Raw genomic sequence first — 13,273 nt, 5'->3', positions numbered from 1 at the left:
CCGCCCCAGGCGCCCCGCCAGCACCCGCCACCCCGCCCGATTCTGCGATCAAGGTCACATCGCCGCCGAGGCCCGCCACATCCCCGCGGCCGTCGTCCAGGGCGAACAGGAAGCGGCCGGAAAGCGCTGTCGTCCAGGCCTCCGCACACAGGAGTCCGTCCAGCTCACGGGCCCACAACTGCACGTCGGCGTGGCCGAGTCCGTCGAGGCCTGCCAGGGGGGACGCCACGATGTTCCGGACCCGCTCGTGGGGTGCGGAGGGCAGCAGGCCCGCCTCCGCGAGCAGCGCGGAGAGTTCCGCGCCGCAGTTCTCGTCGAGGCCGCGCAGCTCGACGTTGCCGCGTGAGGTGACGCTGAGGTACCCGTCCGCGAGACGCTCCGCCGCGTCGGCCAGTACCGATGCCTGACGGGACGTCAAGAGACCTGCGGGCAGGCGGAGTCGGGCCAGCGCGCCGTCGTCCGCGCGGTGCAGGCGGAGGGCGCCGGGGCAGGCGTCACCCCGGTCGCGTATCCGGTCACGTATGGGGGATTCGCCCGGGTTCATGGAGGTTGCTCGGCTGGGCGGCATGGCGGCGAGCATACCCACGCGGATCCGGGCGGTCGCCTCCCGAGACGGCCCGTCCTGGCAGGTGGCCGCCCCGCGACCGGTGGGCAGGACTTACTATGCAGGCGGCGGGCCGCCAGGTTCGCCGACGCCAGCGACGGCGTGGGTCCACCAGGACCCGAGGGAGGAAGCCCGGTGCGAATCCGGCGCGGTCCCGCCACTGTGAACCCCACCGAGGTGGGGCGAGCCAGGAACTCCTGCCGTCCATACGACCACCCGGGGCGCGGACACCCCGAGGAAGGCCTGCGCACGCATGCTTCTGCTGCTGTCGACCTCCGACACCGACCTGCTCAGCGCCCGCGCGGCGGGGGGTCCGGTCGACTACCGGTTCGCCAACCCGTCCCGCCTGGACCTCGCCGAGCTGCCCTCGCTCCTGGAGGGCGCCGACCTCGTCGTCGTACGCCTCCTCGGTGGCGTACGCGCCTGGCAGGACGGCCTGGACCAGCTCACCGCCAGCGGTCTGCCGGTGGTCGTGCTCACCGGTGAACAGGCTCCCGACGCCCAGCTCATGGCGTCCTCGACCGTGCCCGTGGGCATCGCCGCCGAGGCGCACGCCTACCTCGCGCACGGCGGCCCCGCGAACCTGGAGCAGCTGGCCCGCTTCCTCTCCGACACCGTGCTGCTCACCGGCCACGGCTTCGACCCGCCGGCGCCCGCGCCGTCCTGGGGCCCGCTGGAGCGCACCGCGCGCGACATCGACGGCCCGACGGTCGCGGTGCTCTACTACCGCGCCCACCACATGAGCGGCAACACCGCGTTCATCGACGACCTGTGCCGCGCCATCGAGGACGCGGGCGCCCGTCCGCTGCCGCTGTACGTGGCCTCGCTGCGCGCCCCCGAGCCCGAGCTGATCGACGCGCTGCGCCCGGCCGACGCCATCGTGACCACCGTCCTCGCCGCGGGCGGCACCAAGCCCGCCGAGGCCTCCGCGGGCGGTGACGACGAGTCGTGGGACGCGGGCGCGCTGACCGGTCTCGACGTGCCGATCCTCCAGGCGCTCTGCCTGACCGGGTCGCGCTCGGCCTGGGAGGAGAACGACGAGGGCGTCTCGCCGCTGGACGCCGCGAGCCAGATCGCGGTGCCGGAGTTCGACGGGCGGCTCATCACCGTGCCGTTCTCGTTCAAGGAGATCGACGAGGACGGGCTCCCGGCGTACGTCGCCGATGCCGAGCGCGCGGCCCGGGTCGCCGGCATCGCCGTACGCCACGCGCGTCTGAAGCACATCCCGGCCGCCGACAAGCGCCTCGCACTCGTGCTCTCCGCCTACCCGACCAAGCACTCGCGGATCGGCAACGCGGTCGGCCTCGACACCCCCGCGTCCGCCGTGGCGCTCCTTCGCAGGCTCATCGGTGAGGGCTACGACTTCGGCCCCGAGGCCGACATCCCCGGTCTCGTCTCCGGTGACGGCGACGAGCTGATCCGCGCGCTGATCGACGCGGGCGGCCACGACCAGGAATGGCTCACCGAGGAGCAGCTGGCCGCCAACCCCGTCCGCATCCCGGCCGCCGCCTACAAGCGGTGGTACGCGACGCTGCCGCAGGAGCTGCGGGACTCGGTGGAGCAGCACTGGGGGCCGCCGCCCGGCGAGATGTTCCTGGACCGCTCGCGGGTGGGCAACGGCGGCGACCCGGAGGGCGACATCGTCCTTGCCGCCCTGCGGCGCGGCAATCTGCTCATCCTCATCCAGCCGCCGCGCGGCTTCGGCGAGAACCCCATCGCGATCTACCACGACCCCGATCTGCCGCCCTCGCACCACTACTTGGCGGCGTACCGCTGGATCGCGTCCTCTACGGAGGAGGGCGGTTTCGGCGCGGACGCCATGGTCCACCTCGGCAAGCACGGCAACCTGGAGTGGCTGCCGGGCAAGAACGCGGGCCTGTCCGCCGCCTGTGGCCCGGACGCGGCGCTCGGCGACCTGCCGCTCATCTACCCGTTCCTCGTCAACGACCCGGGTGAGGGCACGCAGGCCAAGCGCCGTGTGCACGCCACGCTCATCGACCACCTCGTGCCGCCGATGGCCCGCGCCGACTCCTACGGCGACATCGCGCGCCTGGAACAACTCCTCGACGAGTACGCGCAGATCAGCTCGATGGACCCGGCGAAGCTGCCCGCGATCCGCGCGCAGATCTGGACGCTCATCCAGGCCGCGAAGCTCGACCACGACCTGGGCCTGGAGGACCGTCCGGACGACGACGGCTTCGACGACTTCCTGCTGCACGTCGACGGCTGGCTCTGCGAGATCAAGGACATGCAGATCCGTGACGGTCTGCACGTACTCGGCACCGCCCCCGCGGGCGGCGACCGCGTCAACCTCGTCCTCGCGATCCTGCGCGCCCGCCAGATCTGGGGCGGCACCTCCGCGCTGCCCGGTCTGCGCGAGGCCCTTGGTCTGGACGAGTCCGCGGCGACGCGCGTGAGCGCCGACGAGGCCGAGGACAAGGCGCGCGCGCTGGTCCAGGCGATGGACGACGCCGACTGGGACCTCGCCGCCGTCCCCCGCGACCAGGGCGAGCAGGTCGCCGCCATCCTGGAGTTCGCGGCCCGCGAGGTCGTCCCCCGCCTGGAGGGCACTACGGCCGAACTGGACAACGCCGTACGGGCGTTGGAGGGCCGCTTCGTTCCGGCGGGCCCCTCCGGCTCCCCCTTGCGCGGCCTCGTCAACGTCCTGCCGACCGGCCGCAACTTCTACTCGGTCGACCCCAAGGCCGTCCCCTCCCGCCTCGCGTGGGAGACCGGCGAGGCCCTGGCCGACTCGCTCATCGAGCGGTACCGGACCGACAACGGCGACTACCCCACCTCCGTGGGCCTGTCGCTGTGGGGCACGAGCGCGATGCGCACGGCGGGCGACGACGTCGCCGAGGCCATGGCGCTGCTCGGCGTCCGCCCCGTCTGGGACGACGCGTCGCGCCGCGTGACGGGCCTGGAGGCCATCCCCTACGAGGAGTTGGGCCGCCCGCGCATCGACGTGACGCTGCGCATCTCGGGCTTCTTCCGTGACGCGTTCCCGCACACGATCGGCCTGCTCGACGACGCGGTACGCCTCGCCGCCTCGCTCGACGAGCCCGCCGACCAGAACTACGTACGCGCCCACGCCCAGGCCGACCTGGCCGAGCACGGCGACGAGCGCCGGGCCACCACCCGCATCTTCGGCTCCCGCCCGGGGGCGTACGGCGCGGGCCTGCTCCAGCTCATCGACTCCCGCGACTGGCGCACCGACGCGGACCTCGCCGAGGTCTACACGGTGTGGGGCGGTTACGCGTACGGCCGGGGGCTCGAAGGGCGTCCGGCGCGTGCCGAGATGGAGACGGCGTACAAGCGCATCGCGGTGGCGGCGAAGAACACCGACACCCGTGAGCACGACATCGCGGACTCCGACGACTACTTCCAGTACCACGGCGGCATGGTCGCGACGGTCCGCGCCCTGCGCGGCACGGCGCCGGAGGCCTACATCGGCGACTCGACGCGGCCCGAGACGGTCCGCACGCGGACGCTGGTCGAGGAGACCTCGCGGGTCTTCCGCGCGCGGGTGGTCAACCCCAAGTGGATCGAGGCGATGCGCCGCCACGGCTACAAGGGCGCGTTCGAACTCGCCGCGACCGTGGACTACTTGTTCGGGTACGACGCCACGACGGGCGTCGTCGCCGACTGGATGTACGACAAGCTCACGGAGACGTACGTACTGGACCCGACGAACCGTCAGTTCCTCCAGGAGGCCAACCCCTGGGCGCTGCACGGCATCGCGGAACGCCTCCTGGAGGCGGAGTCGCGCGGCATGTGGGCCAAGCCGGACCCGGCGGTGCTGGAAGCGCTGCGGCAGGCCTACCTGGAGACCGAGGGCAACTTGGAGGACGAGGGCACCCAGGCGTGACCTCCGGCGCGGCGCGCTACCTCTACCTGGCCCGGCACGGGGAGGCCACGCCCGACGAGAGCGGGCTGACGGAAGACGGGCGCCGCCAGGCCGTGCTGCTCGGGGAGCGGCTGCGGGGCGTGCCGCTCTCCGCCGTGCACCACGGGCCGCTCCCCCGGGCCGCGCAGACCGCGCGGCTGGTCGGGGAGCGGCTCGACGGGGTGCCCGTGCGCGAGTCGGCGGCCGCGGGGGACTACATCCCGCACATGCCGCTCAGGGAGGAACTGCCCGCGGACAGCGCCGATGCCACGCTTGAGCGTCTGGCGCGGTTCCCCGCGGAAGAGCGCGAGGGCGGGCCCGCGCTGGCCCGCGAGGCCCTGGCGCGGTTCACCGGTCCGGTGCCCGGGGACGAGCCGCGCCATGAGCTGGTCGTCACGCACAACTTCCTGATCGGCTGGCTCGTCCGGGACGCCCTGGACGCTCCCGCGTGGCGCTGGCTCGGCCTCGACCACGGCAACGCCGCACTGACCGTCATCCGTTACGCGCCGGGGCGCCCCGCCTCCCTGGTCTTCTACAACGACATGCGGCACCTGCCCGTGGAACTGCGCTGGACCGGCTTCCCGCCCGGCTACTCACCCGACGTCACAACAGGTGAGGAAGGACCACGCCGTTGATGAGGGGGCCCTCGACCGTGATCCCTTCGCTGATCAGCGTATCGATGGCGGGCACCGGGATGGGGCTCGGCGGCTTCCGCTCCGCCGCCGAGGCCGGGGCGGCCCCCACGGCGAGGGTTAAGGCGAGGAGGCCCAGCAGGGTGGCGCTGACGACACGACGGTTGCGCTGCATACAAACTGCCTTCCTGATCCAAAGGGGTGACGGGGCGTCCTACGACCCGTTCGTATGATGGTCGGTGACTTCTCGGGCGCGGCGGGGTTACACCCGGTGAGCGGGCCGCGGCAGGCGGCCCTCCGCACATGGGTCCAAGGAGGCTGCTGTGAACGGTGGTTGGGTGCAGACGGTGTCCCGTTGGGTGCTGGTCACGGCCGTGGCGGCCGCGCCGGCGGTGCTGTGCTCCGGCACGGCTCACGCCGACGAGACGCATGAGAAGAACTCGCACAACGGACCCGTGGTCGCGCTGATCCACACCGGTCAGATCGACGACCCGATGGAGGACGTGCTGGAGCACACGCTCAACTTCGGGGACGGCTACCGCTGGGGCTGACCGGCGGTGCCACCATCCGCGCCTCCTCAGCAGTCCCGCCCGTCGGGCACTTGAGCGGGGGCCGTCCCCCCGGGCGGCCGCTCAAGTGCCCGACGAAGCGGGGCAGTTCAGATCACGGCGCGAGGCAGCCAGTGAGCGGGATCTCGGTGGGGACCCCCAGGGACGCCGGGTCGACGAGCGCCGTGACGTCCTGCACCGCGCAGTCGACGGTCGCGACCGGGTCCGGGACGGCGCCGGCGGGCACGGCGAGGACCCCCAGCAGAGCGACGGCCCCGAGGACGACGGCGGCGGTACGACGCATGTGACATCTCCTTCGCTTCGGCGGTGTTGCCGGCGGCCCGGCGCTTCATGCCGAGCCGTTCCGTGACTCCCCAGCCCCACCAGCCGATACGCCCCGTATCACCCGTACGGGGAAGAGGGAACGATCCGCCTCCGTCTCGCGCCTCACAGTTGCCGGGTACGCAAGGCCTCGACCGCCCAGTGGAGTACCGGCGCCGGGCTCTCCGGGGCGGGCCATCCGTTGACGACCGCGAGGAGCCGCAGATACCGGTCACGGCGGGGGTCGTCCATGATCTCCAGGTGTGCGGCCAGGTTCCGCGCCATGGCGCGCACGCTGGAGCGGAAGCCGGGATCCTGGAACAGCTCGGCCAGCGAGCGCCACGATGCCGGTGTCCGAGTAGAACCTGATGGTCTTGACCGAGAGCCCGGTACGCCGGGCGAGTTCGCCGATGGAGCGGAGGGTGTTCATGCGGTCTACTCTCCCGTCACCCTTTACGGGAGACTCAAGTCGCCGGGCTAGGCTTGGAGTTGGCCACCATCCACCTGCCCGAGGAGACCCCGTGACCGCCCCGGATGAAACCGCGTTGGAGCGACTGGCCGAGGAGATCGGCGAGCGGGCCGCAGGGGCGGTCGTCTTCGGGGACGCCGTCACGGCCGAGGGCGTCACCGTCATTCCCGTCGCCGAGGTCGGTTGCGGCTTCGGCCTCGGCCCCACCCCCGTCTCGTCCGACGGAGCCGATGCCAGTGGGGGCCTCCAGGTCGGCGGGGCCGGCGGGCTCAGGGCCCGGCCCCGCGGCTTCATCGAGATCAAGGACGGCGCCGCCACCTACCGGCCGCTCCCCAACCCCTGGCTGACCGCCGCCCTGCCGCTCGCCGCCTTCCTGGCCGGGACGGCCGTCCCACGGCTCGTACGCCTCATCGCCCAGCGCCGCGCCTCTCCCCAGCGCCGCCCGAAGTGAACGGTGATCAGCAGGCGGTTCCGCGGGCGATCAGGAGGGCCACGTCGTCGTGGTCGCCGGGGTGGCGCAGCTCGCGCAGCAGGAGGTCGCAGGTCTCCTCCAGGTCGTGCGGGGCGTCGGCGAGCAGGGACAGCAGGTAGCGGAAGCGCTCGTCGAGGGGCTGGTCGCGGGTCTCCACCAGGCCGTCGGTGTACAGCACCAGCTGATCGTCCGGGCCCAGGTCGAGGACGGTGGTGTGGAAGGGCACCCCGCCGACCCCGAGCGGGGCGCCGGTGGGCAGGTCGAGCAGTTCCGGCGGGCGGCCCGGCCGCATGAGGACCGGTGGCAGATGCCCGGCCACCGAGATGCGGCACCGCTGACCGTGCGGGTCGTACACCGCGTACACGCAGGTGGTGAACGTGTGGTCCATGCCGGCGGTCCCCTGGTCGAGATGGCCGAGGACCTGGGCGGGATCGAGGTCGAGCTGGGCAAGGGTCCGGGTGGCGGTGCGCAGCTGGCCCATGGTGGCGGCGGCGTCGATGCCGCTGCCCATGACATCGCCGATGATCAGGGCGGTCTTGTCGGCCGGAAGAGGGATGACGTCGAACCAGTCGCCGCCCACCTCGCTGGTGGCGCCGGCCGGCTCGTAACGGTGGGCGATGCCGAGGCCGGGGCGGTGCGCGGGCCGGTCCGGCAGCAGGTTGCGCTGGAGGGCGAGCGCGGCATGGCGCTGGCTCTGGAACCAGCGCGCGTTGTCGATGCACACGGCCGCGCGGGCGGCCAGCTCCCCGGCCAGCGTGACGTCGTCCTCGTCGAACGGCGCCGGATTGCGGGCCCGCATCAGGCCGAGCGCGCCGATCACCTCACCGCGGGCGACCAGCGGCAGCACGACGTACGAGTGGACCCCCGCCTCGGCGAGCACCGCGGCCGATTCGTCGTTGCGGGCGATGCGGCGCATGTCCTGGCCGGTCACCTTGGCCCGTACGACGGGGCGGCCGGTGTTGACGCAGCGGGTGACCAGGCGGTCGGCGGCGTACTCGACGAATTCGCCGACGGGGTCCGGGGCCCGCGCGGCCTCGGTGGGGTACGCGGACACGACCGCCAGGGCGCGAAAGCGCGCCGATCCGGTCGGCACCCCGGGGGTGCGCAGGCCCTGGAGGACGCTGTCGAGTATGTCCACCGTGACCAGGTCGGCGACCTCGGGCACGCACACCCCGGCCAGTTCCCGGGCCGTCTGCCCCAGATCGAGGGTGGTGCCGATCCGCACCGAGGCGTCGGCGACCAGTGCCAGGCGGCGCCGTGCCCGGGCGGCGTCGGCGGCCGCCCGGTGCTGCTCGGTGACGTCCACCACGGAGACGGCGAGGCCGAGCACCCGCCCGGCGGGGTCCCCCAGCCGGTAGAACGAGACCGACCAGGCGTGCTCCCGCTCAGAGGCGTCCAGGGCGTCCCCGGCCATGAAGTCCAGGGTGTCCCCGGTCATGAACCGGTCGAGCACCGGCACGCCCGTGGCCAGCACCTCGCGCATCAGCGCCTGGACGGCCTCTCCCCGCAGAAACGGTGGTGTCTGGCCCCCGGCGGGCCCGGTGCGGTCCTGGGCGGGGCTGCCGGTCATGCCCGCGAGCGCCGGATTGACCAGCACGAACCGCAGCTCGGTGTCCATGACCCCCAGCCCGATCGGCGACTGGGAGATCAGCCGCAGGGAGAGCGCCAGGTCCCGCTCCACGCGGCGCAGCGTCGCCTGGTCGGTGGCGATGCCCAGCGCGTAACGGCTCCCCGTGTCGGCCTGCAACCGCATGTTGCGGAACTCGACCAGGCGTGTGCTGCCGTCCTTGTGCCTGACCGGGAAGCCGCCCGCCCAGCCCTGCCCGCTCTCCATCACTCGGGTGAACAGGTCGATGACCAGGTCCAGGTGCCGCTCGTCGACCAGCAGCCGGCCGGCGAAGTGCCCCAGCGCCTCCTCGGCGGAGTAACCGAACAGTTCTTCGGCCTGCGGGCTCCACAGCACGATCTGCCCTCGGTCGTCAAGGACCACCGCGGCCAGGCTCAGCACGTCGAGCAGCCCGCCGGAGACCGCCGGGCCCGCGTCCGCCGCCCCGCCGACCTCGGCCCGGAACGCATCGGACGTACTCACCCGGCACCCTCTCCGCTGGCTCCCACCGTCCCATCATCTCTCCGAACCGGCGACGGGGCGCCTCACACGCCTCACGCGCCTCACGGCCGGGCGCGGCGGGTCCACTCGGCACGCGGCACTCAGCGGCGTACGTACGCGTTGACCGGCGAGAGCCCGGCCATGTCGACCTGGAGGCCGCGCAGCGATGGTGAGTACAGGTAGGTGCGCTCAGGGACGTACACCGGGACGACGGCCGCCTCCTCCATCACCAGGCGGTTCACCTCGGCCCACCGCTTGCCCACTTCCTTGAGGTCCGCCGCGGCGTACGCGGCGTCGATCGCCTCGTTCACCTTCTTGTCGTCGAGCCGGCTGTAATTGCTCGACTTCCCTGGGGCGTGGCGTCCGTCGAAGTAGTCGGGCAGGTAGTTGGAGGCGGTGGGCAGACCGCCGCCGACGGCCATGCGGAACATGTCGTACTTGCCCCTCGCCGCGTCGCTCCAGAAGGTGGCGACGGACAACTGCTTGAGCGTCACCTCGAACCCGGCCCTCTCCAGTCCCGCCTCGACGGCCTCCGCGCGGTGCTTGTCGGTCGTGGTGGCCGGGTGGGCGAGGGTGAGGCGGTATCCCATCTCGTCCGCTTTCAGGAGGAACTTCCGGGCCTCGGTGGAATCGCCTCGGTCGCGCGGGGAGGGGAGGTCGAAACCGGGGCTTCCGGGGACTCCCGGCGGCATCAGGTGCGGGATCAGGCGTCCTTGCCCGCCGCTCGCCTTGAGGATGTCGTCGCGGGGCAGGGCGGCGGCGATGGCCTTGCGTACGTTGAGGTCCTTCACCCGCTCGGTGTTGATGACGTACGACTGCGCGTGCCAGGCAGCGGACTTGACGGATTTCGCGCGGCCCGCGGGCCCTCCCTGGATGGCGGCGGGGTCATCGGTGCCGGAGAAGGTCATGAACGCCTCGCCGTCGGCGGCCGAGCCGATGCGGTGCCGGATCTCCTGTAGTTGCACGCCGCCCTGGATGCGGTAGCTGTCGGGGTGGGCGCTGCGCACCGGGTCGGTGTCCGCGCGCCAGCGGGGGTTGCGGGTGAGGGTGAGGTTCTTGGGGTCGGCGGGGTCGTTGATCTGGTACGGGCCGGTGGAGGGCGGCGCCTTGGGACTGCCCGGGCTGCCGGCCTTGGTCCCCTCCGGGAGGGGCGCTCCCGACGGTCCCGCGAGGACGACGTTGAAGTCGCGGTGGACGCCGGCGAGATGGAAGACGATCGTGCGGTCGTCGGGTGTCTCGATCGCGCTCTTCTTCGCGGACTTGGCGGCGGCGCCCTTGGGGCCGTAGAGGAAGGTGCGCAGCGTCGGGTCGCCGCCGGCCAGCTCCGGCGCGAAGGTGCGCTCGATGGCGTACCGGAAGTCCCGGGAGCGCACGGGCTTGCCGTCGTTGTAGGTGAGCCCGCTCTTGAGCTTGAACGTCCAGTCACGGCCGTTCGTCGTCCGGCCGGCGTCCTCGGCGAGGTCGCCGACGACCTTCACCGCTCCGCCTTCACCGGTCTTGAACGTGGTCAGCCCGCGGTGCACGAGCCGGGCGAGCTGATGTTCGGGGCCGCCGGGCCACACCAGGCCGGGGTCGAGCGAGGAGAACTCGTTCTGTTCGAGAACGGTGATCCGGCCGCCCTTGCGCGCGCCCCTGACGGCCGGTGCGGGGCCCTTGGAGTCGGCCGCGGTGCCCACGGTGAGGTTCTGGGTCGCGGAGTGCGTCACCTTGTCGCCCTGGATGACGTTGTCGCCGCGGGAGCCGCCTTCTGCCTGGCCCGCGGAGCCGCCCTTGCCTCCTTCGGAGTCGCCCCCGAACGGGTCGAACACGGCGAGGGTCGTCACGAGGGCGCCCGCGGCCACTGCCACGACCGCGCTCACGCCCCAGACCTTCGCCCGCGACCTGCGGGGCGGCGGCGCGGGGCTGCCGAAGACGCCGAGGGGGGCCGGTGCCGGGGCCGGTGGTGGCGGGATCTGGGACGGCAGGGTCTGCGGTGGCGGGGTCTGCGGTGGCGGGGTCTGCGGCTTCGGGGGAAGTGGTGGTGCCAGGGAGTAGGAGGTCGCGGGAGCGTCGGGCGCGGGCGGGGCCTGGGAGGCCGGTGCCGGTGCGTCCCGCGTGCTCAGGGCCTCCAGGGCGTCGCCCGCCTCCTGCGCGTCCGGCCGGTCGCCGGGCCGCTTGGCCAGCATGCGGCCGACGAGCGCGTCCCACCCGGGGGCGAGCCCGGGGTGGCGTACCGACGGCGGATCCGGGGTCTCGTACACATGGCCATGCATCAGCGCGGCGACGGAGTCCGCGTCGAACGGCGGCGTACCGGTGAGGAGTTCGTGCACCATGCAGCCCAGCGAGTACACGTCGCAGCGGCCGTCGTCCGCGCCGCGCGTGAAGCGCTCCGGCGCCATGTACCGCAGGGTGCCGACGGGCGCGTCGGTCGTGCCCGTCAGATATCCGGCCGTGGTGGTGGCGTCGAGGAACTTGGCGATGCCGAAGTCGAGGACCTTGACCGTGCCCTCGTCCGTGACCATCACGTTCGCCGGTTTGATGTCCCGGTGGACGATGCCCGCCCGGTGCGCGGCGGCCAGGGCCCGGCAGACCTGCGCGGAGACGACGGCGATCCACTCGGGCGCCAGGCGTCCCGTCTCCGGGACCAATTCCCCTACGGTACGGCCGGTCAGCAGCGGCATCACCAGGTACGGCACGCCGTCGGCCGACCCGTGGTCGAAGACCGGCACGATGTACGAGCTGTCGAGCGCCGCGGCGGCCCGCGCCTCCCGCACGAACATGGCGAGGAAGCGTTCCGCCTCGGCCGGTGTCGTCCCGCGAGGCGTGCTGAGGACCTTGACGGCGACGTGCCGCCGCAGCCGTTCGTCCTCGGCGCGCCACACCTCGCCCATACCGCCCGCGCCGATCCGCTCCACGAGCGTGTACCGGCCGTCCAGGACCGTGCCCTGCATCCTTGCCTCCCCCGATTCCCCCGACTCCCCGCCGACAGGACGTGCCTGCCGGGCGTCGCCGCTCAATTTACTGCCGGGGGGCGGCTGTTGCGCGAGGCGGGGCCCCTGGGGCGACTTATCGCTGCCATTCTTTGACTGGCGCGGCCACGACCGAGCGCGCGATTCCACAGCGGGCCTCCTGGAGCCCGCCCTCGGGAAGGGGTCCGCATTGGACTTCGCATCCGTCAGCCGCCGCGGCTTCCTGCTCTCCTCCGTCGCGGGGCTGACAGCGACCGCGGTGCCGGTGAGCGCTCCGCCCGCGAAGGCCGCCGGCCCGGGTGGTCCGGGTGGTCCGAGTGGTCCGGGTGGTGGGAAGCGCGTGCTGCGCTACCGGGAGGTCACCGGCGGCTCGGTCACCGGTGACGGTCACCTCCTGATCGTCGAGGCGCAGGGGGTGCTGTGGCGGGTGCCCCGGCGGGGCGGGCCCGCCGTCCGGCTGACGGACTGGGACCTGGAGGCGACCGCCCCGGCGCTCTCCCCCGACGGTGGGGCGGTAGCGCTGTGCGGCTACCGGGGAGGCGCCTTCCACCTGTGGCTGATGCGCCCCGACGGCACCGGCCTGCGGCAGTTGACCTCCGGCCCGTGGGACGACCGCTGGGTCGCCTGGTCCCCCGACGGCACCCGCCTCGCGTTCTCCTCCGAGCGCGGCGGCGACCCGGTGACCGGCGGCTCCCTGGGCCTGTGCGTCCTTGACGTGGACGATCCCCGGCCCCGGCGGCTGACCGAGGGCCCCTTCGAGGACCTTGAGGCCGCCTGGTTGCCGGACGGCCGCTCCCTGGTGTGTGTCCGCGCCGCCCACACCCAGAGCGGGGGCACGGACGGCGGTCAGGCTCTGGTCCGCGTGCCGGTCGACGGCGGTCCGGCGCGCGTGCTGCGCACGGTGGCTTCCGGCCGCCTGCTGTGCCCCTCGGTCTCTCCCGCGGGCCGGGTCGCCTATCTGCACCTGGCCGGTGCCGGTGATGCGCCCTCCCTGCCTCCCGACCGCGCGACGTTGCTGGTCGACGGTGACGTCGTCGCGGCCGGGGAGGACTTGGCGGCGGCCCCGCCCTGCTGGCTGGGTGAGGACCGGCTGCTGTACCTGGGCGACGGGCGCGTCCGCATCCGCGCTCTGGCCCACCCCTCACCCGTTGAGGAAGTCGCCTTCGACGCGCGGATGCCCGTGCCCTACCAAGGGGACGGGCCCTACCGAGGGGACGGGCCCTACCCAGGGGACGTGCCCTCGCCCCGCCGAAGGAGCGGGCGGCGACGCCCACTCGATCCGGCCC

At 73.1% G+C, this 13,273-nt stretch carries 11 protein-coding genes, 1 pseudogene and 1 riboswitch; of the genes and pseudogenes, 5 read left to right on the top strand and 7 right to left on the bottom strand.

Going from position 1 to position 13,273, the window contains the following annotated elements; all coding sequences use genetic code 11:
- Positions 1-580: ferredoxin-like domain-containing protein (locus GKQ77_RS16840; protein ID WP_504739862.1), on the bottom strand; the 580-nt coding region annotated here is incomplete at its 3' end.
- Between the two features lie 114 nt (positions 581-694).
- Positions 695-814, top strand: a riboswitch (cobalamin riboswitch).
- A gap of 43 nt (positions 815-857) precedes the next feature.
- Here GKQ77_RS16840 and cobN point away from each other — a divergent pair.
- Both cobN and GKQ77_RS16830 read left to right on the top strand, forming a co-directional pair.
- Entirely contained in the window at positions 858-4,472 is a 3,615-nt protein-coding gene (cobN, locus tag GKQ77_RS16835) for a cobaltochelatase subunit CobN (RefSeq protein ID WP_219689592.1), read from the top strand.
- Positions 4,469-5,125 (top strand): histidine phosphatase family protein, encoded by a 657-nt coding sequence (locus tag GKQ77_RS16830; protein ID WP_219689591.1) that lies wholly within the window; start codon positions 4,469-4,471, stop codon positions 5,123-5,125. The genes cobN and GKQ77_RS16830 overlap by 4 nt, the downstream gene beginning before the upstream one ends.
- Here GKQ77_RS16830 and GKQ77_RS16825 read toward each other — a convergent pair.
- Positions 5,094-5,297 carry a hypothetical protein gene (locus GKQ77_RS16825; RefSeq protein ID WP_219689590.1) on the bottom strand — a complete coding sequence of 68 codons (204 nt, stop codon included), beginning with the start codon at positions 5,295-5,297 and terminating at the stop codon, positions 5,094-5,096. The two genes, GKQ77_RS16830 and GKQ77_RS16825, sit on opposite strands and share 32 nt — an antisense overlap.
- 148 nt (positions 5,298-5,445) lie before the next feature.
- Between GKQ77_RS16825 and GKQ77_RS16820 the strand changes: the two genes are divergently transcribed.
- Positions 5,446-5,673, top strand: a complete 228-nt coding sequence (locus GKQ77_RS16820) for a hypothetical protein (RefSeq protein ID WP_372459902.1) — start codon at positions 5,446-5,448, stop codon at positions 5,671-5,673.
- Between the two features lie 112 nt (positions 5,674-5,785).
- Here GKQ77_RS16820 and GKQ77_RS16815 read toward each other — a convergent pair whose 3' ends face one another.
- The 3 genes and pseudogenes from GKQ77_RS16815 to GKQ77_RS34150 all read right to left on the bottom strand — a co-directional run.
- A complete protein-coding gene (locus tag GKQ77_RS16815; RefSeq protein ID WP_219689589.1) occupies positions 5,786-5,974 on the bottom strand; it encodes a hypothetical protein in 189 nt (62 codons plus the stop codon).
- A 143-nt stretch (positions 5,975-6,117) separates the two neighbouring features.
- Positions 6,118-6,276, bottom strand: a complete 159-nt coding sequence (locus GKQ77_RS16810; RefSeq protein ID WP_372459903.1) for a hypothetical protein — start codon at positions 6,274-6,276, stop codon at positions 6,118-6,120.
- Between the two features lie 19 nt (positions 6,277-6,295).
- A pseudogene (locus GKQ77_RS34150) lies at positions 6,296-6,421 on the bottom strand (MerR family DNA-binding transcriptional regulator); the annotation flags it as partial.
- A 91-nt stretch (positions 6,422-6,512) separates the two neighbouring features.
- Between GKQ77_RS34150 and GKQ77_RS16800 the strand changes: the two are divergent.
- A complete protein-coding gene (locus tag GKQ77_RS16800) occupies positions 6,513-6,911 on the top strand; it encodes a GerW family sporulation protein (protein ID WP_219689587.1) in 399 nt (132 codons plus the stop codon).
- Between the two features lie 7 nt (positions 6,912-6,918).
- On the opposite strand, the gene GKQ77_RS16795 is transcribed toward GKQ77_RS16800, so the two are convergent.
- Both GKQ77_RS16795 and GKQ77_RS16790 read right to left on the bottom strand, forming a co-directional pair.
- The gene (locus GKQ77_RS16795) at positions 6,919-9,021 is read right to left on the bottom strand and encodes a SpoIIE family protein phosphatase (protein ID WP_219689586.1); all 2,103 of its coding nucleotides are present in this window, start codon (positions 9,019-9,021) and stop codon (positions 6,919-6,921) included.
- A gap of 119 nt (positions 9,022-9,140) precedes the next feature.
- Positions 9,141-11,969: an ABC transporter substrate-binding protein gene (locus GKQ77_RS16790; RefSeq protein WP_219689585.1), complete on the bottom strand. Its 2,829-nt coding sequence runs from the start codon at positions 11,967-11,969 to the stop codon at positions 9,141-9,143.
- Between the two features lie 208 nt (positions 11,970-12,177).
- Here GKQ77_RS16790 and GKQ77_RS16785 point away from each other — a divergent pair.
- Positions 12,178-13,273 (top strand): TolB family protein (locus GKQ77_RS16785; protein WP_372459901.1); only part of this gene is annotated, 1,096 nt, incomplete at its 3' end.

It is taken from the genome of Streptomyces anatolicus (assembly GCF_019400875.1).
Taxonomy (GTDB): Bacteria; Actinomycetota; Actinomycetes; order Streptomycetales; family Streptomycetaceae; genus Streptomyces; species Streptomyces anatolicus.
Note: the sequence above shows the minus strand (reverse complement) of the source record. Positions and strands in the feature narration are given on the sequence as shown.

Excerpts from the sequence above, each read along its gene's own strand:
- GKQ77_RS16815 (WP_219689589.1), bottom strand. The coding sequence starts at position 5,974 with ATGCGTCGTACCGCCGCCGTCGTCCTCGGGGCCGTCGCTCTGCTGGGG.
- cobN (WP_219689592.1), top strand. The coding sequence starts at position 858 with ATGCTTCTGCTGCTGTCGACCTCCGACACCGACCTGCTCAGCGCCCGC.
- GKQ77_RS16810 (WP_372459903.1), bottom strand. The coding sequence starts at position 6,276 with ATGGCGCGGAACCTGGCCGCACACCTGGAGATCATGGACGACCCCCGC.
- GKQ77_RS16790 (WP_219689585.1), bottom strand. The coding sequence starts at position 11,969 with ATGCAGGGCACGGTCCTGGACGGCCGGTACACGCTCGTGGAGCGGATC.
- GKQ77_RS16825 (WP_219689590.1), bottom strand. The coding sequence starts at position 5,297 with ATGCAGCGCAACCGTCGTGTCGTCAGCGCCACCCTGCTGGGCCTCCTC.